Origin of the sequence: Halalkalibaculum sp. DA384, assembly GCF_043951955.1 — a bacterium.
GTDB lineage: Bacteria > Bacteroidota > Rhodothermia > Balneolales > Balneolaceae > JAMQKA01.
The window spans coordinates 255,091-274,629 of the sequence record NZ_JBINJE010000001.1; the positions used below are offsets into that span (position 1 = coordinate 255,091).

General features: G+C 53.1%; 13 protein-coding genes. 7 read left to right on the forward strand and 6 right to left on the reverse strand.

Annotated features, from left to right (window positions below; genetic code table 11):
* Nucleotides 1-29 precede the first annotated feature (29 nt).
* Together ACG2E4_RS01030 and ACG2E4_RS01035 are read right to left on the reverse strand one after the other, a co-directional pair.
* A complete protein-coding gene (locus ACG2E4_RS01030) occupies nucleotides 30-3,824 on the reverse strand; it encodes a metallophosphoesterase (RefSeq protein WP_395275449.1) in 3,795 nt (1,264 codons plus the stop codon).
* Between the two features lie 45 nt (nucleotides 3,825-3,869).
* Complete coding sequence (locus ACG2E4_RS01035; protein WP_395260609.1) at nucleotides 3,870-4,490, reverse strand: TetR/AcrR family transcriptional regulator; 621 nt, start codon at nucleotides 4,488-4,490, stop codon at nucleotides 3,870-3,872.
* 353 nt (nucleotides 4,491-4,843) lie between these two features.
* Between ACG2E4_RS01035 and ACG2E4_RS01040 the strand changes: the two genes are divergently transcribed.
* Both ACG2E4_RS01040 and ACG2E4_RS01045 read left to right on the forward strand, forming a co-directional pair.
* On the forward strand, nucleotides 4,844-6,163 hold the full coding sequence (locus tag ACG2E4_RS01040) for a nodulation protein NfeD (protein ID WP_395275450.1): 1,320 nt from the start codon (nucleotides 4,844-4,846) through the stop codon (nucleotides 6,161-6,163).
* A gap of 195 nt (nucleotides 6,164-6,358) precedes the next feature.
* Entirely contained in the window at nucleotides 6,359-7,216 is an 858-nt protein-coding gene (locus tag ACG2E4_RS01045) for an SPFH domain-containing protein (protein WP_395275451.1), read from the forward strand.
* Nucleotides 7,217-7,408: 192 nt separating this feature from the next.
* Here the strand turns inward: ACG2E4_RS01045 and ACG2E4_RS01050 are convergent, their stop codons facing one another.
* On the reverse strand, nucleotides 7,409-8,791 hold the full coding sequence (locus ACG2E4_RS01050) for an alkaline phosphatase PhoX (RefSeq protein WP_395275452.1): 1,383 nt from the start codon (nucleotides 8,789-8,791) through the stop codon (nucleotides 7,409-7,411).
* A gap of 355 nt (nucleotides 8,792-9,146) precedes the next feature.
* Here ACG2E4_RS01050 and ACG2E4_RS01055 point away from each other — a divergent pair, with 355 nt between their 5' ends.
* Nucleotides 9,147-9,818, forward strand: coding sequence for a hypothetical protein (locus tag ACG2E4_RS01055; protein WP_395275453.1), 672 nt, complete (start codon nucleotides 9,147-9,149; stop codon nucleotides 9,816-9,818).
* Between the two features lie 38 nt (nucleotides 9,819-9,856).
* The gene (locus ACG2E4_RS01060; protein WP_395275454.1) at nucleotides 9,857-10,075 is read left to right on the forward strand and encodes a hypothetical protein; all 219 of its coding nucleotides are present in this window, start codon (nucleotides 9,857-9,859) and stop codon (nucleotides 10,073-10,075) included.
* Nucleotides 10,076-10,281: 206 nt separating this feature from the next.
* On the opposite strand, the gene ACG2E4_RS01065 is transcribed toward ACG2E4_RS01060, so the two are convergent.
* Nucleotides 10,282-13,404: an efflux RND transporter permease subunit gene (locus tag ACG2E4_RS01065; protein ID WP_395275455.1), complete on the reverse strand. Its 3,123-nt coding sequence runs from the start codon at nucleotides 13,402-13,404 to the stop codon at nucleotides 10,282-10,284.
* Between the two features lie 18 nt (nucleotides 13,405-13,422).
* On the reverse strand, nucleotides 13,423-14,766 hold the full coding sequence (locus ACG2E4_RS01070; RefSeq protein ID WP_395275456.1) for an efflux RND transporter periplasmic adaptor subunit: 1,344 nt from the start codon (nucleotides 14,764-14,766) through the stop codon (nucleotides 13,423-13,425).
* Nucleotides 14,767-14,962: 196 nt separating this feature from the next.
* Between ACG2E4_RS01070 and ACG2E4_RS01075 the strand changes: the two genes are divergently transcribed.
* A complete protein-coding gene (locus ACG2E4_RS01075) occupies nucleotides 14,963-15,991 on the forward strand; it encodes a metal-dependent hydrolase (protein ID WP_395275457.1) in 1,029 nt (342 codons plus the stop codon).
* Nucleotides 15,992-16,049: 58 nt separating this feature from the next.
* On the opposite strand, the gene ACG2E4_RS01080 is transcribed toward ACG2E4_RS01075, so the two are convergent.
* Nucleotides 16,050-16,760 carry an SIMPL domain-containing protein gene (locus ACG2E4_RS01080; protein ID WP_395260590.1) on the reverse strand — a complete coding sequence of 237 codons (711 nt, stop codon included), beginning with the start codon at nucleotides 16,758-16,760 and terminating at the stop codon, nucleotides 16,050-16,052.
* A 295-nt stretch (nucleotides 16,761-17,055) separates the two neighbouring features.
* Between ACG2E4_RS01080 and ACG2E4_RS01085 the strand changes: the two genes are divergently transcribed.
* Together ACG2E4_RS01085 and ACG2E4_RS01090 are read left to right on the forward strand one after the other, a co-directional pair.
* The gene (locus ACG2E4_RS01085) at nucleotides 17,056-18,492 is read left to right on the forward strand and encodes an alkaline phosphatase (RefSeq protein ID WP_395275458.1); all 1,437 of its coding nucleotides are present in this window, start codon (nucleotides 17,056-17,058) and stop codon (nucleotides 18,490-18,492) included.
* A gap of 9 nt (nucleotides 18,493-18,501) precedes the next feature.
* Nucleotides 18,502-19,527, forward strand: a complete 1,026-nt coding sequence (locus ACG2E4_RS01090) for a medium chain dehydrogenase/reductase family protein (RefSeq protein ID WP_395275459.1) — start codon at nucleotides 18,502-18,504, stop codon at nucleotides 19,525-19,527.
* Nucleotides 19,528-19,539: the final 12 nt, after the last annotated feature.

Consider the following 19,539-nt stretch of genomic DNA (forward strand, 5'->3'; position numbering starts at 1 on the left):
TCTGTCATGCGGGGACTAACAGCAGGACCTCAAAAGAAAAAGCCGGCCCCAGCCAGTATATTCCACTCCCCTTCCGAGAAACCGATGCTGCCACGTACTATCGACATCCTGAACAGATTGACCCACAGTCCCCCGCCGTAGCCCCAATGCCAGGTATCCGACTGCTCCCCGTCGGTCCAGACCCGCCCGTGGTCCAGGAATCCCAAAAATCCCGCTTCGCCGCCCAGCACGTAGCTGCTGAAATCGAAGAGCTTGCCACGTAATTCCATATTATTATAGAAGTTGGTTCTCCCGTTGTAGCGGGTGCTGCGGAGTCCTCTCAAATTCCTGACGCCCCCCAGGCTGTTGGCTTTGTAAAACGGGAACGGGCCGATGTTGTGCTCAGATCCGACGCGGGCGGCCAGCGTAAACTGTGGGTTCAGCGAGGGCGAAAAATAGAGTGCCAAAGAACTTCCAACAGTCCCATGAGTGGCGCTTGTATTTTTGACTCCCAGATTCAGGTCTCCCCAACCCTGCAGCCGAAACCCTTGCCGCGGATTCGTGCTGTTGTCAATATCCTGCAGCCTCAGCTCTCCGGCCAAACCGGTATACCACTGATCTTCGAATGTATTGGGAGAAACTCCGGCCTGCGGCTGACCGATAAACCGGCCGGCATCTTCGCGCACGTTGGTAACCTGGAAATAGGGGCCCACCGATATGTCGACGCCGGTGCCCAGGCTTCGACGCAGAGAAGGAGCCACTCCGAACTGCCAAAGGCGGGCCTTATAGTAGTCATCATCTTTGACAGACTCTTTTGTCTCGTTTCCAAATCCCAAAAAGTTGCGAATATTATTGGGAGTCAATGCCCGGATATCAAGCTCGCCATCCCATCTTCCCGCAACCTCTGTGAACCGGCTATTATACCGAATATTAAACGCCCCCGTTCGGGCCGCAACGTTTGCCCGAAGCGTGTGGGAGGCTGCAAAAGGATATTTCTTGAACCCGTGAAGCTGTACGGTACCTCCACCTCCCATAAAAATGCCATCATCCCTGTTATGCCCGAAAAAAAGGAGCGGTTCCCCGGTATTGTAGGAATATCCCCTGCTGTAATCATACCTGTTGAGCCCGGAGCGGTTGGACCTTTTGATATCAAGTCCCGCTACCTCATTCCAGGTGTTCCCGGCGGTGGAGTCATACAGTTTGATATTCTCATCTCCCCCCGGGCTCAACCCTTTTCCTGTAAACCGGTCGGCGCCACTGCCACCCACAATTCTGACCAAAATGGAACTGCCGGCGGCGCCTTTTATCTCAAATTCATCATCGTCACCCATTCCATATATGCGAACCTCGCGGGTTTCACTGGGGTAGAACGTTCGCTGATAATAGGGTTTTCGATCCGGCTCCTCTTTTTCACTGCGTTTAAATACCCGTACCCGGGTTCGATCATTATCCAGCCGTTCGATCTCAAAGAACTCCTTTTTGTGGCTTCCGACCACATCCACAACTTTGCTGATCAGCTCATAATACCGCCCAGCGATCTCGGGAAGCTGATCACGCCGTACCCTCATTACATGCTCAATGCGGTCAGCCGCTGCCAGCTGCACTTCCTGCGGCAGCCGTCCCACCGCCTCTTTGATAATCTCGTTCGTAAGGGCATCTGTCACATCCCGGGCAATCGACATCCACTCGCGCCGAGTTAACTGGTTGGTAAACCGGCGGGTAAGGGCCAGGCTGTTCATCGTCAGGCCCTTAAGGTTTCCGTAGCTCTCGGTAAAATCCTGGTACAACCTGAACGAGGTTAATTTCCCGAGAGTGGGGAGCACCCCGTTCATCACCATAAAAGCGACATCCCGGTCGCGGGGAATCGGCTGGTATATTTTCCCTTCGGTTCGTTTTTCTCCACGGAGCGAAGAGTCGAGTTCAAACGGCTCAAAAGAGGCCCACCGCCACTGGTCTTCGTGGCGATCCCAGTCGCTTATCCAGATATCCAGCAACCGGTTCCGAAGCATCATCGGCTGGTCTACGCGGTGATCCAGGTCGCCCTCCACCTCGCTCAGCATAGCGCGCGTGCTCATCACTTCTCTGGATCCGCTCAAATGGGGAGCATGCGACATATCATCATCCGGGCGTTCTTCAAACAATGCGAGGCGCCCGCCGACCTGGTGGGCAAATTCTCCCAGCCTCGGGTCGTGCGGGATGTAATAGATCCTGGGATTGGTATGGTATATACCCACGGCCTCGGCCAGGGGAGGCACCATCAGCGCGCCGTAGGGATTCAGGATCGAAAACTGATCTTGTGCCAAATCCTCCGCCAGGGTATTTTTCAGGTGCTCGTCCCAGATTTTGCCCGCCACTTTATCGACTGAACGCAGCACAAATTCCCGCCCCTGCTCGTTTTCCAATCTCAGGGTGTTGGATTGCCCCTTCCCTCCCAGCTTTACGGCCTCCAGCCCCCCTTCCACCGTTGCTATGTCAAATACCGGAAATTCCACCGGGATCGCCCACAGGTCCCGGTTGTGCACCCCCAATACCGTCCGAAATATGGGTCCGGGCTTGTCGTAGGCGGAGTTGGCAGCGATGGTAATCGTGCTGTCCTTCAATTCCGCGCTATCCAGATTCGACATTTTAAACTCGGAACCGGTACCATAAAAAGGATCATCATCGGGGGCTGCCAGCTGCCGCCGGTACAGCAGGCGTCCCTGCCCGGAGGAACTGTTCCCGGGAGTCCAGGCCTCCAGCCAGCTCGAGCCGTCTTCATAATACCGGATCACCATAAAACCCGCTCCCCTGTAGGTAAAATCGGCGTTCCGGCCGGCAGCGACAAAGTCGGGGCGCGAACCGGCCCCACTCACCAGATAATGCTGGTACATCCGTCGCCGGTCTATCCGGAAGTGCTGAAGGCTGTGATCATGGCCCGAAGCATAAATCAAATTGGAGACGCCGTCGAACGCCTCCAGCAGCGCATTTTTAAGCTCCTGGTAGCGGTAATGGGAGATATCCTGCCGGAATCCAAAAAACTTCCGATACCAGACGTAGAGTGATCCGAACACGGGAGGAAGCAGGTGATTCACGGGAGGGAAATATCCACCGTGGGTTCCGTTGGAATAGAGCGGATGGTGCCCCGCAACGATTACATGGTCGTTGGTCCGTTTCCGGATAATATCCCGCAGCTCCACCAGGAAATCGCCCGCGTCCTGCAGTTCATACTCCCCGGTATCGCCAAACGCCTTTTCGTGCTGGTACAGCCACCACTCAGTGTCCATCAATATGAGCCTGATATCCTTGTCAAACGGGGTATCGTCGTCATCCACCAGCTCGATATCCACCGGACCCGGGAAGCCATCGTCCGGCAAAAACGTATTGCCGCGCCCCAGGTATTGCTCTACAAACGCCTCCTGCCGCCCGACTGCCTCCAGTCCCCCGGGCTGCGAGTTATTCCAGTCATGGTTTCCCGGGATAAAGAAGACCCTCCCGGAATATTGCTTCACAATATCCAGCTGCGCGCGAATTCTGGCTTCTGCCTCTTCACGTCCCGGTTGTCCCGGCTCCGGCAGACCGTCCGGGTAGATGTTGTCTCCCAAAAAAACAACAGCGCTCTGTTCGCCCGCTTCGTTGGCCTTTCGCTTCAGCAACTTTCCCACCGGATCACCCTTGATTGGTGCCAGTGCCCCAGCGTCACCCACCAGAAAAACCGAATAAAGAGGCGACTCAACCGGAGGCTGCCGAGCCTGCTGATCTGTGGCTTCCTCCGAAATGTATATCCCGGAAGAACCGCATCCCGCCAGGATAAACAGTATTACTGCATATAAATAATATAAATATGAAGAGAAGAGGTTGTTATGCATGGATTCAATGGTGGCGGAAGGGTTTGGAATACCCCTCGTTGTTAGTCAGGCGGTAAGCCAGCTGATCGTCATATCGTAAATGATTCCTTTCCGTTCCTCCAGGAAGTTCCTGTACTCGCGCCCGTCCGATATATCAAGCATCACCGTGTAATACTTCTGGTTGATGACCGGTCCGAGACAAAGCGAAGTAATATTTGCCATCAGTTGCCGCGGGCTGATCCGGGCAATCTCATAACGATCAGCAGCTTCGTTCATTTGCCGCTCCAGCACGGAACGGTCAAAATCGATCGCTTCCACCAATATCTCTGTCAATACCCCGGGATGACGATTGAGCTCGTTCATGACAAAAGAAAACACGCGGGGCTCTTCTGCCAGTTTCCCGGTAAGTGCGGCGATATACTCCTCAATTTTTTCAAACAGGGACGTCTGCTCGTCCTCCATTGCTTCCAGCGTTTTCAACCCGCTTTCCCGGACCGCCTTCCGAAAGACCTCTTTGAACAGGTGTTCTTTGGAGTCGAAATAGTAGTAGAGCATCGCCTTGTTGACCTGGGCCCGGTCCGCAATCTGCTTGATTCCGGAGCCATCTATTCCATGTTGCAAAAAAACCTCATAAGCCGATTCAAGAATTTTGTCTTTCGTATCGATTGCGTTTTCCCGGTCTTTCATAGAGTAATTACCAACTGGTTAATTAATTTTTCAGGATACAATATATCAGTTTATCCGGAATCACCCAACCGGGTACACCCGGCGCAGGGCGGGCAATATCCGCTTTTCGACCCCTCCCCATTGATCGATCCCCGAACATTAAAAGACCAGTTAATAGCAGCGCCTCCAACTATTTTCGGACGTTTCTGTCTTCCTCCCTTTTACGAAAGCCTGCAAGTGCTGTCAAGCCCGTATTCAGGCACACTCTTTTACAGAAGTTTCTGCAGATGGAACTGTTTTGTTGATCAAAGTTCTTTATAATGAAAAAGGGTACCTGCTTGTTTGGGTCACACAATTTTTGATATTCACGGCTTATGATACGACTGTTCCTCATACTTTCTTTTTTCATGTTCGGCCAGGGAGATACGCCTGCTGATACCACCGCCCTCGACAGCAGGGATTCAGTTTCCGTGAGCGTGATTCGCGTAGAGGGCGCCATCAGTCCCACGACCACCAACTACATTCGCCGGGGAATCGACAACGCCCGGGAGAACGGGTCTGTTTGCCTCATCATAGAAATGGATACGCCCGGCGGACTGCTTGAATCCACCAAAAACATCGTACAAACTTTCTTTGATTCCGATATTCCCATCGTTGTGTATGTATCACCGGATGGAGCACGGGCCGCCAGTGCCGGCACTTTTATTACCATGGCTGCTCATATTGCCGCGATGGCTCCCTCTACCACCATCGGGGCGGCGTCCCCGGTTTCAGGCAGCGGGGCACAGATGGACAGCGTAATGCAGAACAAGGTATTCAACTACTCCGAGAGTTTTATTGAGAGTATCGCCGAGCGCAGAGATCGCAACAAGGAGTGGGCAATTTCTGCTGTCCGAGAAGGAGAAGCCGTGACGGAATCGGAGGCGCTTGAACTGAATGTAATTGACCTGATTGCAGAAGATCGGGATGACCTCCTTCAACAGATCGACGGGCGAACTGTGGAAGGCGACACGCTGCGTACCACCGGCGCCACTATTACGGAGATTCCCCAAAACCTGGCGGAAAATCTTTTCGGGTTTATCATGCGACCTGAGGTCATGTTGATCCTGACCATGATTGCCATTTACGGCATTGTCGGGGAAGTGACGAATCCCGGCGCCATCGTTCCGGGGGTAGCCGGCGTTATCGCGCTGATCCTTCTGCTGTACGCCTCGGCGGCCATGCCGATCAACATTGCCGGCTTTGTGCTGATCGGGCTGGCGATCATCCTTTTTGTTGCGGAAGCGTTTACCCCCACATTCGGACTCCTTATTGCCGGGGGAGCGGTTTCGTTTTTCCTGGGAGCTCTGATGCTGTTCCAGGACCTTCCCGAATCGATGGAGCTCTCCTGGGCCTGGCTGGTACCGGCAACGGTGCTTACCACCCTGTTTTTCGTTTGGATTGTGACGGCCGGACTAAAAATACAATTTTCTGAAAACCGTACCGGGGTGGAAACGATGATCGGGCAGCATGCGGAAGTCGTTGACAAGGTAAACAGCAGCGGCGGGCGCGTCTTTATCAGCGGAGAGTACTGGAACGCGTACAGCGACGAAGAGATTGAAAAAGGAGCGTTAGCGGAAGTGGAAGAGGTCAAGGGGCTTAAAATGAAGGTCAAACCGGTTTCTGACATCACCTCATCTTCACGGCAATCATGAGAACAAGATGAATTCAAACAAACAGTTAGTCAACACCTCGGCACCGGATATTTTTCCAAGCTGATCATGATCTTCAAATCCGGCCAGGTCAGGTGTACGTGCCGTCCCACTGGTGACATTCAACCGATCCAGCAATTAATTAACACAACAAACAAATAACCAATAACAGCAAACTAATAAAAAACGGAGCAGATTATGGATTCTGGAATTATTGATTCTCTATCCTGGGTCATCACTATTGCCGTACTTGCGGCCATCCTGTTACCGCAGATGTTTAAAATCCTGCGGGAATATGAACGGGCAGTGGTATTCAGGCTGGGTAAATTTCAACATACCAAAGGTCCGGGACTGATCTTCCTTATTCCCTTTATCGATAAAATTGAGCGGGTGGATATGCGCGTGCTCACGATCAACGTGGAGCGGCAGGAAGTGATTACCAAGGACAACGTAACCGTTAACGTGGACGCCATCACCTTTTTCAGGGTGATAGACGCTGAACAGGCGATTATACAGGTGGAACGCTATATTGAGGCTACCACCTGGCTGGCACAAACGACTCTCCGAAGTATCGTGGGACAGGTAGAGCTGGATGAGCTGCTGGCCAATCGCGACAAAATCAACAAAAAGATTCAGGAGATCATTGACCGGCAGACAGATCCCTGGGGGATCAAGGTGGTGTCGGTAGAGGTGCGTGATGTGGTGCTGCCTGAAAACATGAAACGCGCCATGGCCCGACAGGCTGAAACCGAGCGGGATCGGCGTGCCAAAGTTATTAATGCCGAAGGAGAGTTCCAGGCTGCCGCCCGGCTGGTTGAAGCGGCCGAAATGATGCAAACAGCCCCCATAGCGCTGCAACTGCGCTACCTGCAAACCATGAGCGAAGTGGCAGAAGAAAATACCAGCTACGCCTTCTTCCCGCTGCCGATGGATTTCCTGGAGGCTTTTAAGTCGATGGCCAACGGAAAGGATATTGATCTGGATGTTGATACCAGCGAGATTGACACCGGTCCTATAGACCCAACCCAGGGAGAGGATACAGAAGAAACCGATTAAATTGACATCAGGTTTAACAAGGGATTGGAGGGCGGTCTGCTTTTCAATCCCTTTTTTTACCCTTTATCCAATAGAATCCAAAAGTGTGAAAAGTTATTATTTACACCGTTTCGGGCAAATCATTAGATCAAATGGCAGAGGGATCACGTTTGCCATCACAACCCAGGACAATCAAAAGGAAACCAGTCTTTTCTATCCCCACTTTTTTGCCTTGTTCCAGGGACCGGTAATAGCGATCGTAAGACCTTCGTGCTGTATATTCATAAAGAGCGTAGAGCCGTCAGGAGAAAAGGTGGCCCCGGCCAGTTCCGAAGTACTGACCGCATTTCTACCGAACTTGTAGATCTCTCCCTCGGGCGTAATCCCGTTGAGATACTGCTCGGCATCGCCATCCTCACACACAAAGATATCGCCCCAGGGGGCTACTGTCAGGTTATCCGCATTTTCAATCATGGTCCCGTCGTTGGGTTCCACAAACAGTTCGAGCTTGTCATGCTCCTCCTGCGGGCCGGCGGGCATCAGCTTCCAGATCTGTCCCAGCTCTTCCCGCCCGCCGTTGGTGCAGGCGAAATAGACAGCGTCATTACCATACCACATGCCTTCGCCACGGGCAAAGCGCGCCGCTCCATCCTCAAAACCGCGGTACCGAAGGTCGTCTTCCGGCGCATCCACATCTTCCAGGTCGATCCATTCCACATCCAATGTCTGTCCCACGGCCACCGCCTGCTGTTTCCAGTTGCGTGTATCCATACGGGGCTGATCGACAACAGCCAGGGCCTGAAGCGTACCCCCATCCAGCAGCCTGCCGGGAGTATTGGGAATATATCGATACAACAGGCCCTCCCCGTCATCCTCGGTCAGGTACACTATGCCACTCTCGGGATCAACAGCTACCGCCTCATGGTTAAACCGTCCCATCGCCTTAATCGGTATGGGGCGGGCAAGACCCGGCTCGGCCGTGGCGGGCACCTCAAAGACATACCCGTGCGCCTTCGCGTAGGTGTCATCGGGCTGCATCACAATCTCTTCGCACGTTATCCAGCTGTTCCACGGAGTGGGTCCCCCCGCACAATTGCGCAGGGTTCCGGCCAGACTCAAAAACTGGCGTACCACCTGCTGATTCTCGGTATCATACACCACCGTCGTCGTGCCGCCCTGCCCTGGATTTCTATTGACGCCATAATCGTAAAAATCCTCCTCGCTCAGTTTTTCGGCAAGTGCAAAATCAGAACCAAACGCGCTCTCATCACCTCCGCGGGCTGCATTCACCTCGTGGTTCCGAATCAGGATGGTAGTGCCGCCCGGTCCTTCAAACGTTGCCATGCCATCGGGCCGGTGGGGTACGTAAAACCCATCGTCCATTTTATCGCGGAACCGGGACACGATTTTGTAAGAGAACCCTTCCGGCAGGTCCATAATGCCCTTGGGGTCCGACCTGAGCGGACCAAACGCTTCCGAAATAGCTTCGGGATTTATATTACGCGTAGCGGCACAACCGGAAAAGATATGGAGTCCCGAAAAACCCAGCGCTACTGCACCTGCGCGTTGAATAAACTGCTTGCGTGATATTGACATAAATGCACTAATTTAACTTTCACTTAGGGTGATATTCTCAGTTCTATATAACAAATCTATTTTACTTCTGCATTACGTGTAGATTGTAAAACTGTAAATATTTTGTTGGCAAAGTCATAAAGGCTGGTCTTACCTCAATAACGATTTTGAAAATAATCCCAGTCCCCTTGAGCTTGCGGGATTTTAAATTTCTATCCCGGGATGCATGAATTTAATTACCTCCGTTAAAAAATATTTATGTAAATGCTAGTTATGCTCAGGCACCTTATATTTATTTTTCAAATACAGACATTAATTAGTGATCGGCAATATAAAAACATCAAGAGTCGAGTCTCTCCTTAAGGAAATACGTATTATGAAATCCATACCGGTATGGCGCTGGCCAATATTGCTCCTGATACTCCTCATTTCGGCTGACCTTATGTTTATCGGGCTCGAAATTATCCACACCGTTGGATATGCAAGTGACAACAAGTTTTCTCTTGGCACAGAGCGGGGATATTCAGAGGTCTACCAATACGTCAAGTTCTTTTGGGTCGCCTTTCTCCTGGGATGGTTGACGATTAAAATGTATCAGCCGATATACGGCATTGGCTCCCTTCTTTTTCTGTATCTGCTTCTTGACGACTCCCTTGAGATCCACGAAACGGCGGGCGGAGATATCGCTGACTGGGTTGGACTGGCTCCGGCGCTGGGGCTTCGGGGAAAGGACTACGGAGAGCTGGCGGTGTATGCGCTTGTCGGCACGCTGTTTTTGGCCCTCGGATGGCTGGCATATCGAGCTAGTAATGCGCTTGCACGCCAAATCAGCTGGTACGTACTTGGAGGGGTAATTGTACTGGCAATATTTGGCGCCGGAGCAGATATGCTACACGCACTGCTGATGAATAGATTTCCCTGGTCAGATACCCCCATGCTGATACTGGAAGACGGGGGAGAGCTGATCGCCTTAAGCGGCATCACCTGGATTGTCTTTTCATTCGCCAACCAGGAGTTGAACACCGATCTCTCCTATGACAAACTGTAAGGGGGGGTAGCCGAAGCAGGATCCAGTACAGACGCGACATGGCGCGCCTCAACAAACTTACACGCCTGTTGCAGCTGGAGCGAATTGCCCCATTCTACGCCTTTTTGGGTTACTTATGGATCATGCCAAAAAGAATACCGCTGTCAAAGGAAAAGAAAACCGTAACTTTTGGTGAAAATCATTTACTTATATGGCCTCTTCCTGCTTATAGTCTGAAACTATTTGAGAAGGCTTTCTCAAATCAACAGTCATTGTAAATGGATTGGATCCACTTTCTCCAGGTCCTCTCTAAAATGGGGCCTTTGCAGAACCTGCTATTTTGTTGGGAGGTAGTTGTAATACCGACCTTTGTGACCTTAAAACGAGAAATAGAATGTTTTGCAGAGCCCTTTAAAATCAAGGGCAACAAAAAAGCCTGGTCCCCATATGAGCACCAGGCTTAAAACGACGAAGGTACCAACGGTTACGCCTTGGCCGTTTGTACCTGCTGGTCCGTTTTGTCGAACAGGTACCATTTTGAGGCACGAACTTTTTCAAGCACATTGTTCGCCGTAACATACACTACGGGGATAAATACGAGCGTGACGAGGGTAGAGGCAGTAAGTCCGCCAATTACCACACGTGCCAGCGAAGCCTGAATTTCAGCGCCTGCCCCGAGCCCGAAGGAGAGCGGCAGCAGTCCCAGAACAGTGGTCAGTGTCGTCATCAAGATGGGACGCAGGCGCAGCTTGCCCGAGACAATTACAGCCTCGCGGACGCTCATTCCGTGATCGCGGCGCATCAGGTTGATATAGTCGACCAGTACAATGGCGTTATTCACCACAATACCGATCAGCATAACCACGCCCATCAAGCTCTGCATGTTAAGCGTCGTTCCCGTAAGCAGCAGCGTCGGGACCACCCCGATGACAGCAAGCGGTACCGAAAACATGACGATTACCGGGTCCAGGAAACGCTCAAACTGGGCGGCCATCACCATGTAGATCAGGATCAGCGCCATGAGAATAGAGAGCTGAAAGTCAGCTGCCGCCTCCTGTTGTTCCTCGTATTCTCCACTGTATACAATAGAGAAGCCGGCCGGAAGCTCCAGGGTTGAGAGCTTTTCCTGAATTTTTTCCACGGCCTCACCCAGGGGCACGCCGCTCTGCAGGTTCGCCGATATGTATGATACCCGCTGGCTGTTCACCCTGTTGATATCGGTCGGTCCCCGTCCCATCTCCTTGGTAACCAGCGAAGACACCGGGATCACCTGCCCGTTGGGAGTGGTAATCGAGATATTATCAAGATCGGTCGTACTCAGGCGGTCTTCGGGCTGCAGGCGCACAATAATCGGGTATTCATCGCCGTCCTCGCGGAACACCCCGGCCCGGCTGCCGCCCACGTTGGTTTGGATGACGCGGGCTACTTCAGTAATCGAAAGGCCGAGATCAGCAATTTTTTCACGATTGAAAATAATTCGCTGTTCCGGTCGTCCTTCTCTGCGGTCGGTGCGTACGCCCTCCACCTCGGGAATCTCCTCCATCAGCAGCTTAATCTGGTTGGATATCTCCTGGGCCTGATCCAGGTTGTACCCCATAAGCTGTACTTCCACCTCGGTGCCCCCTCCCGAGCCAAACAATCGACGCAGCATCCAGAGTCCCGATTGCGCGCTAACCCTGATATCGGCTCCCGGAATCAGTCCCTGAACATTATCCCGAATTTGATCGGCAATTTTTGAGGTACTCATGGAACGCTCGTCAGCCGACACCATTGAAATTTCCACTTCAGCTCGCCCGTCGCGTACGTCGGTCGTAATATGCCGTACATCCTCCATCGGCAAGTTTGCCCGGACTACTGTCTCCAGCTCCTTCAGGTACTCATTCAAAACCGTGATGCTGGTGCCCTGCGCCATCTCGAGATCCACATCGATCTCGTCAGCATCGGTTTGCGGGGCGAGCTCCATCGGGAGCTGTGGAATCACCAGGAAGCAGCCGATGACCAGTACGGCAGTAGAACTGAACACTATTACCTTGCGATCCAGTACCTTGTCGATAATCTGGGAATATTTCTCTTCCATCATCACAAAGAAACGGCGAAAACGACCTTTCTTCTTGATCTCCTCCTTTTCAGAAGGTTTAATCGTGAGGAACTTGCTGCAGAGCATCGGTACCAGTGAAAGGGCCACAAACAGGGAGCACACCAATGCAAATACAACCACCAGCGCCAGCTCCTGGAAAATGATGCCGGTGATGGTATTCATGAATACCACCGGCAGGAAGATCACGGAGGTAGTGAGCGTAGAGGCGATAATGGCGCCGCCCACCTCTTTGGTACCGACCAGCGAGCTGGTTCGCAGATTCTCGCCTTTTTCCTCCCTTAGACGTACGATATTCTCCAGCACCACGATAGCGTTGTCCACAATGAGGCCGACACCCAGGGCGAGCCCTCCAAAACTCATTTGGTTTAACGTAAGTCCGTTAAAATAGAGCAGTGCAAAAGTGGCGATGATCGAAATAGGAATAGAAAGGGCGATAATAAATGTTGAGGATCCGTTTCTCAGGAACAGGTACAGGATAAATACCGCCAACAGTCCGCCCCACATGGCCGAAGACTGCACGTTGTCTATGGAATTCTGTATAAAATCACTCTGGTCAATGGTGACAAACAGTTCAAGATCCGAACGCTCGCTGTTGACGCGTTCAACCTCTGCACGGATCTCTTCAGCCACCGCTACCGTGTTGGCACCCGTCTGTTTGCGAATGCCGAATCGAACCATCGGTTCACCGTTGATCGTAACCAGCCGGTCCAGGTCCTCATAGTCCCACTTTACCTCGGCCACATCTTTTACGCGGATCGGTTTCCCGTCAACCACGGTAATGATGGTATTGGCGATCTCGTCGACCGTCTCGTACTCCCCTAGAGTCCGCACATAGAGCTGCTGCGTACCGGAGTTCACATTCCCGCCCGGCAGGTTCACGTTTTCGCTGGCGATCGCCTGCTGAACCTGCGCCGAGGAGAGTCCGCTTGCGATCAGTCGATCTCTCTTCAGGTCTACATGCACTTCTCGGTAGATACCGCCCCAGATATCGATAGAGCCGACCCCGTCTATCTGCTCAAAACGCTGCGTAATTTCCCGCTCCAGTATCTGGGTTAGGTCGGGAAGCGGGCGTTCGGAGTTGGCTCCCACAATAATAATGGGAAAATTATTGGGGTCGAACTTCCAGATGCGGGGCGATTCCACCTCGGGCGGCAGGTCATCCCGGATGCGATCCAGCGCGGCCCGCACATCATTGGCCGCCACATCCACATCCGTGGTCTGGGAAAACTCAAGCGTCACCCGGCTTCGGCCCTCCGAGGAGCTTGAGCGTACGCGCTCCACGCCCGGAACGCCGGCAATGGCATTTTCAACCGGCTTTGTAATAATTTTTTCCATCTCCTCAGGCCCGACATTGTTGTAATCGGTACTGACCGTAAGCTGGGGATACTCAATCGGGGGCAGCAGGTCTACCGGCAGATACCGGAACGAGATGACGCCCAGCACGATGACAATCAAAAACACCATCGTGGTGGCAATAGGTCGGTCTACAGCAGTTTTCGTTAGCGGCATGGTTAGATCCTTTTTACGTTACATGGTTGGTTGTTGAGGACTCTGTTGCTGGGTGTTGAGGACCTCCTGCAACAGGTCGTTACGCTGGTATCCCTGGAGCGTCAAAATGCGCTCCCAGGAGCTGGTGCGCACCCGGGCCTGCCGGCGGCCGCCCGTCAACAGGTGCTGCCCGACGGTAATGACCCAGTCACCCGGTTCCACCCCGGCCACTCCCAGTTCCATACGTCCTTCCGCAATAACATCAATCACCTTGAACTCGACATCAACAGGTTCAGTAAGCGGGGCCGGGTTCCCGGAATCATCCGGTGTACTTTCGACCGGTTCCACCTCCGATCCAAGCGTAGTGGCCACATAAACTCCCTCTTCACCGGTTTGAGGATCGGTGTACAGCGCACTGGTAGGCAGCAGCGTGGCCTGCTCACTTTCTCCATACAAAATATCCACCGCGACAAACATCCCGGGCCTCAACAGGCCCTTTTCATTTGATACATCAATTTCTGCTTCGGTACTGCGGGCCACGGGATTCAGAAAGGGAGAAATACGGGAGAGCTCCGCTTGTATAATTTCAGTCTGCCCATCTCTTGTCGGTGCCATAATTTCGGCCGTCTGTCCGATCTCAATCCTGTTCAGCATATCTTCGGTCAATACGACTTCCACCCGTAAATCTCCAAGATTCCCGATCGTAAACAGGTGGGTGCCGGTACCTACCTGCATGCCCACCTCTGCATTGCGCTGCCCCACGGACCCCGTGATCGGGGCCCTGATCACGGTCCGTTGCAGCATCTCTTTTTGCTCTTCAAGCGTTGACTGCGCGCGCTCAAGCTCAGCTTCAGCCAGTTCAACATCCGCCTCGGCTGATGCCATCTGGGCCTCCAGCGTTTCCATCTCCAGCTCGCTGGAAAGATCGCGGTCGGCCAGTGTTTTGGTTCGCTTGTACTCCGCCTCCAGCTGGCGCAACCGGGCCCGGGCCTGCTTTAAACGGGCGTTACTGATCCTGTAGCTTGCCTCCGCCTGTTGGACCTGTTCCCGGTACTGGGTGTCATCAAGACGGACCAGCGGATCCCCTTTCTGAACTTCGCCGCCATTGCTGACCAGTACCTCGGCAACGCGACCGCTTATCTCGGGGTAAAGCTCCACCTGGTTTTCGGCAATCACTGTACCGCTGAGCCGCTCGCTTAACGGCAGGGATCCGTAACGTGCCTCTACCGCTTCAACTGCTGGAATAACTGAATTAGTAGGGGAATCGCTGTTTCCCTGAGAGGCCTCATCTGAACAGGAAACCACAAAAAAAACCGCCACCAGGGCGACCGTGGTAGAACGGATATATGAACCGGCTGCAAATATCATTGGATAATTATTCAAAATTGTTGTTGTATTGTCTACGTCCGACTTTTTTGTCTCAGTAACCAAAAAAAGTGAATGAAATATGAAATAGTTCAACACTAAATGTAAAAACTTGTCTAGTGTAAATAACGCACATGATTCTGAAGGAAAATTGAGAAATCGACCAGGTTTGGCCGCACAAACAAATCTTTAATTTTTTTTACAAAATTGCTGAATGGACACCATTACACAGATCACACTGGGAGCTGCCGTCGGGGAGGCCGTACTCGGGCGCAGGATTGGAAATAAAGCTCCACTATGGGGCGCTGTACTCGGGGTGGTTCCCGACCTTGATATTCTGGCGAATCCCTTCCTGACAGAAGCTCAACAGATTGTTGCTCACCGCGGAATTACCCACTCCATACTTTTTTGCCTGCTGACCCCGCCCCTGTTTGGCTGGCTGCTGGCCCAACTCAAATGGAACCACAAGGCCGGATGGAAGCAGTGGAGCGGGCTGGTGTTCTGGGTTTTTTCTACCCATATCTTTATCGACGTGTGTACCAGCTACGGTACGCAGGTATTCCAGCCTTTCAGCAATTATGCCGCCAGTTTTAACTCAATCTTTATTATCGACCCGTTTTATACGGTGCCTCTCCTCGGCGGCATCCTGGTTGCGCTCTTCCTCAACCGGAATCTGCACAAACGGCGGTGGGCCAACTACCTCGGGCTGGGAATCAGCTCCTTCTACCTGCTGATGGGCTTTGGAGTAAAATGGCATGTAAATACGGTCTTTGAGGATAACTCCCGGCAGCAGAATATGGCGGTGGACCGGTACATGACCACCCCCGCTCCCCTGACCATATTTCTCTGGACCGGCTACCTGGAAAGCGGCGACGATATCCATGTGGGACTCTACTCCATCTTTGACGACGATCAGGAGATCGATTTTATAACGCTGCCCAGGCAGTCTGACCTGATAGCCCCCTACCGGGATGACCTGCCCGTCCAGCGACTGCTCTGGTTCTCCAACGGGTATTATACCGTCGAGAAGCGCCCGGACGGACTCATCTTCTCCGATCTCCGTTTTGGGCGATCCGACCTCTGGTTATCGGGTGCCAACCCTTCTTCCGCCTACGTATGGAATTACAAGCTGGAATTTAACGGGGACAGCACACAGGTAACGGGATTCCGGCATTTCGAACCCTCCTTTGACACCCGAAAGGGGATGTTCGGCCAACTGTTTAACCGCATCCTGGGAGAATAGAATCGATGATTCCGCCGTTAACCTCACTGCCTCAATTTGAGACAGTCAGATCCAGAGACTAGTCTGACAGGTAATACTCGATCGTAGAAACCACGCGGATGTTTTTAATATACGGGGTATTGTTATCTCTTGGGGCAATGCTAAACTGTCCCTGCGAAGCCGTCTTGATCTTACCCAGCCTGCTGTTGGAATCTTCGGCGAATTTCTGTGCTACCTGCCGCGCCTCTTTTGTGGCCTGCTCAATCATCTCCGGCTTGATCTCATTTAGCCGCGTAAACAGGTATTCGGTTCGCACCTGGTACTCGTCGCCACTCAGCGTGATGCCCCGCTTCCCCAGCTCCACCAGCTCTCCCATCACCTCGCGCACCTTGTCGACCTCGCTCGAGTAGACCGTCACATTCTGGGTGGCCACATACCGGAATTCCACGTTCTCATTTCCACCATACCGCTGTGCCGACCTGTCAGTCATAACCGGCGTCGAAAACGAGATCGCCTCCTCACCGATACCGCGCTCCATAAGGAACGTTTTAACGATATTTGCGCTCTTCTCAACCGAGGTGTAGATCGCCTCGAGGTTATTACCCGCCTCGGTAAACTGGATCGGCCAGATTACGATATCCGCCGGGTGCTCCTGCTCGGCAAGGCCCTTGACGGTGACCGTGCGCTCGTACTCTTTAAAACGGATCGCCGTTTCCCTTATGAAATATCCCAGTACGGCCATTGCAAGAATAATTGCGATACTCAACAAAATATAGTGCTGTTTTTCCATCTCACTTTATGTAGATAACATTGGATTTCTGAGGACTCCGAAAAAAGGGAGCTTTGCAAAGCCCTCTTGTGAATAGCGATACCGGATACTACGAATTTTATGTGAAAATAGGTATCAGTCCGTGTTATTTACCTACACATCCCGCACACCTTTTGAAAGGGTAATCGCGTCCTGGATTACGCGAATCAGTGCGCGTACACAATAAGGATAAAAACATTTAACAAGGAGTTAATCACACTTCTACCTGATATCACTTATCTTAACCAAAACCATTGTCAAGACAATCAGATCCTTTATGTCTTCATTTAGTCGGAAAGATTTTTTAAAAAGCAGCGCATTAGCATCTCTTGGAATCGGTTCCTCTGTTTTATCCGGAAAATCCAGTAGCCTGCTGGACAGGATTTCCCAGGCGAAGGGGGAAGCGAAGAACATCATATTTATGGTCAGTGACGGGATGAGCAGTGGCACCCTGACGCTGGGCGACCTTGTCAAACGGCGCCAGTATGGAGAGGCCACCAATTGGCTGGAGCTCTACGATTCCACCGAGCGCCCATACCACCGGGGGCTGATGGATATGGCCTCTCTCGATTCTCCGGTGACCGATTCCGCCGCAGCGGCTTCCTCCTGGGGAGCCGGCCAGCGAATCAACAACGGGGCGATCAACATGTCGCCCGACGGGCGCCGCCACAAGCCGATCGCCGAAATATTCCGCGATGCCGGCAAAAAAACCGGCCTGGTTACGACCACGCGGCTTACCCACGCCACACCCGCCGGGTTTGCCGCCAACGTGCCCGACCGGGGCATGGAAGACACTATTGCTATGCAGTACCTGCAGCGGGAATTCGACCTGCTGATGGGCGGAGGAGCCCGTCATTTTGCTCCGGCGGACCGGGATGACGGCAAGGATCTCTTTGCGGGATTCCGCGCCAAGGGATACGACGTGATTCGCGAAAAGGCAAACCTGCCAAACGCCAGCCGGCAAAAGCTGCTCGGTGTCTTTTCCGATTCGCACCTGCCCTACACCATCGACCGTCAAAACAACGCTGCCCTGGCGTCGACAGTGCCGACCCTTGCAGAGATGACCCAAACCGCTCTCAAACAGTTCAACGGGGCTCAGAACGGGTTTCTGCTGCAGGTAGAAGGCGGACGTGTGGATCACGCGGCCCACGGCAACGATGCCGCCGGACTGATTTACGACCAGATTGAGTTTGACGAGGCGGTGGGTGTGGCCCTCGACTTTGCCTCCGGCAGAGAGGATACCCTGCTGATCATCACGACCGATCACGGGAACGCGAATCCCGCTGTCAACGGGACCGGAGACCGCTATACCGATTCCGGCAGCAACCTCGACAACATCCAGCAGTTCACCCACAGCAACGACTGGATCCTTTCCGGTCTGGACGCCAATAGTTCCGTTGAAGACATTCGGGACCGTGTGAAAACGGCAACCAACCTGGGCATTACCCGGCAGCAAGCCATCATGCTCCTTAAATCGCTGAATGGTGAACTCACCACCGTCTACGAGGCCAAAAACAGTCCCAAGGCGGTGCTCGGCTCCATATTGGCCAACTACCTTTCCATCAACTGGCTGGGCACCGTGCACACTTCCGACTACGTGGAGCTGGCGGTGCTTGGACCCGGCATTGAACAGATGGATAATTTTACCCGGAATACCGATCTTTTTGAGATGATGGTGGCCCTTGCCGGGGTGGAAAAATATGCAAGCAACTAACAGGGTATTATGCGAGAGATTGTAAACAGCGCCGACGGCAGTTACGACGTACTCACCATATCGGAAGCGGAAGACCCTGTGCCTGACGGGGAGGAGCTGCTGATTGACGTTCGGGCGGCGGGCATCAATTTTGCCGATATCCTGGCCCGCAAAGGCACCTACCAGGATGCCCCGCCCAAGCCGTGCGTCATGGGCTACGAAGTTTCAGGGATCGTGGAGGCAGCCGGGGCGCAGGCGGATCCGAAATGGAAAGGAAAAGAGGTCATTGCCACCACCCGTTTCGGGGGACAAGCCGAAAAAGTTTTGGTGAAGCCCCATCAACTATTTGAAAAGCCTGAAGCCCTCTCCTTCGAAGAGGCGGCTGCGCTGCCGGTAAATTACCTCACCGCCTGGGTGCTGATACGGGTCATGGGCTCGCTGCAGCCCGAGGAGTCGATCCTGATCCATAACGCTGGCGGGGGCGTGGGACTTGCCGCACTGCAGATCGCCCAGCACATCGGGGCCACCACCTACGGCACGGCCAGCCCCCGAAAACACGAATTCCTGGTAGCACGCGGGCTTGACCACCCGATCGACTACCGGAACAACGACTGGTACAAGCAGCTCATGAAAATGACGGACAACCGGGGGGTAGAGTTAATCATCGATCCGCTGGGCGGAAAGGAGTGGAAACGGAGCTATAAAGCCCTTCGGACAACCGGGCGACTCGGCATGTTTGGGGTTTCCAGTGCCAGCGAAGGGGTTTCTGGTGGATGGTGGGCCAAGCTCAAACTGCTGGCAACTGTCGTTACCATGCCTTTTTTCCACCCTCTGCCGCTGCTCGACAAAAACCGGGGCGTCTTTGGAGTCAACCTGGGACACCTGTGGCATGAAAAGGAGAAGGCGCAACACTGGATGCGCCAACTCCTGGAGGGCGTCGGTGAAGGATGGGTATCCCCGCATGTAGACAAAACCTTCCCGTTCAGCGAGGTGGCCGACGCTCACCGCTACATTGAGGAGCGCCAGAATATCGGCAAAGTCATTCTGGTACCCTGACTTTTCAGCGTT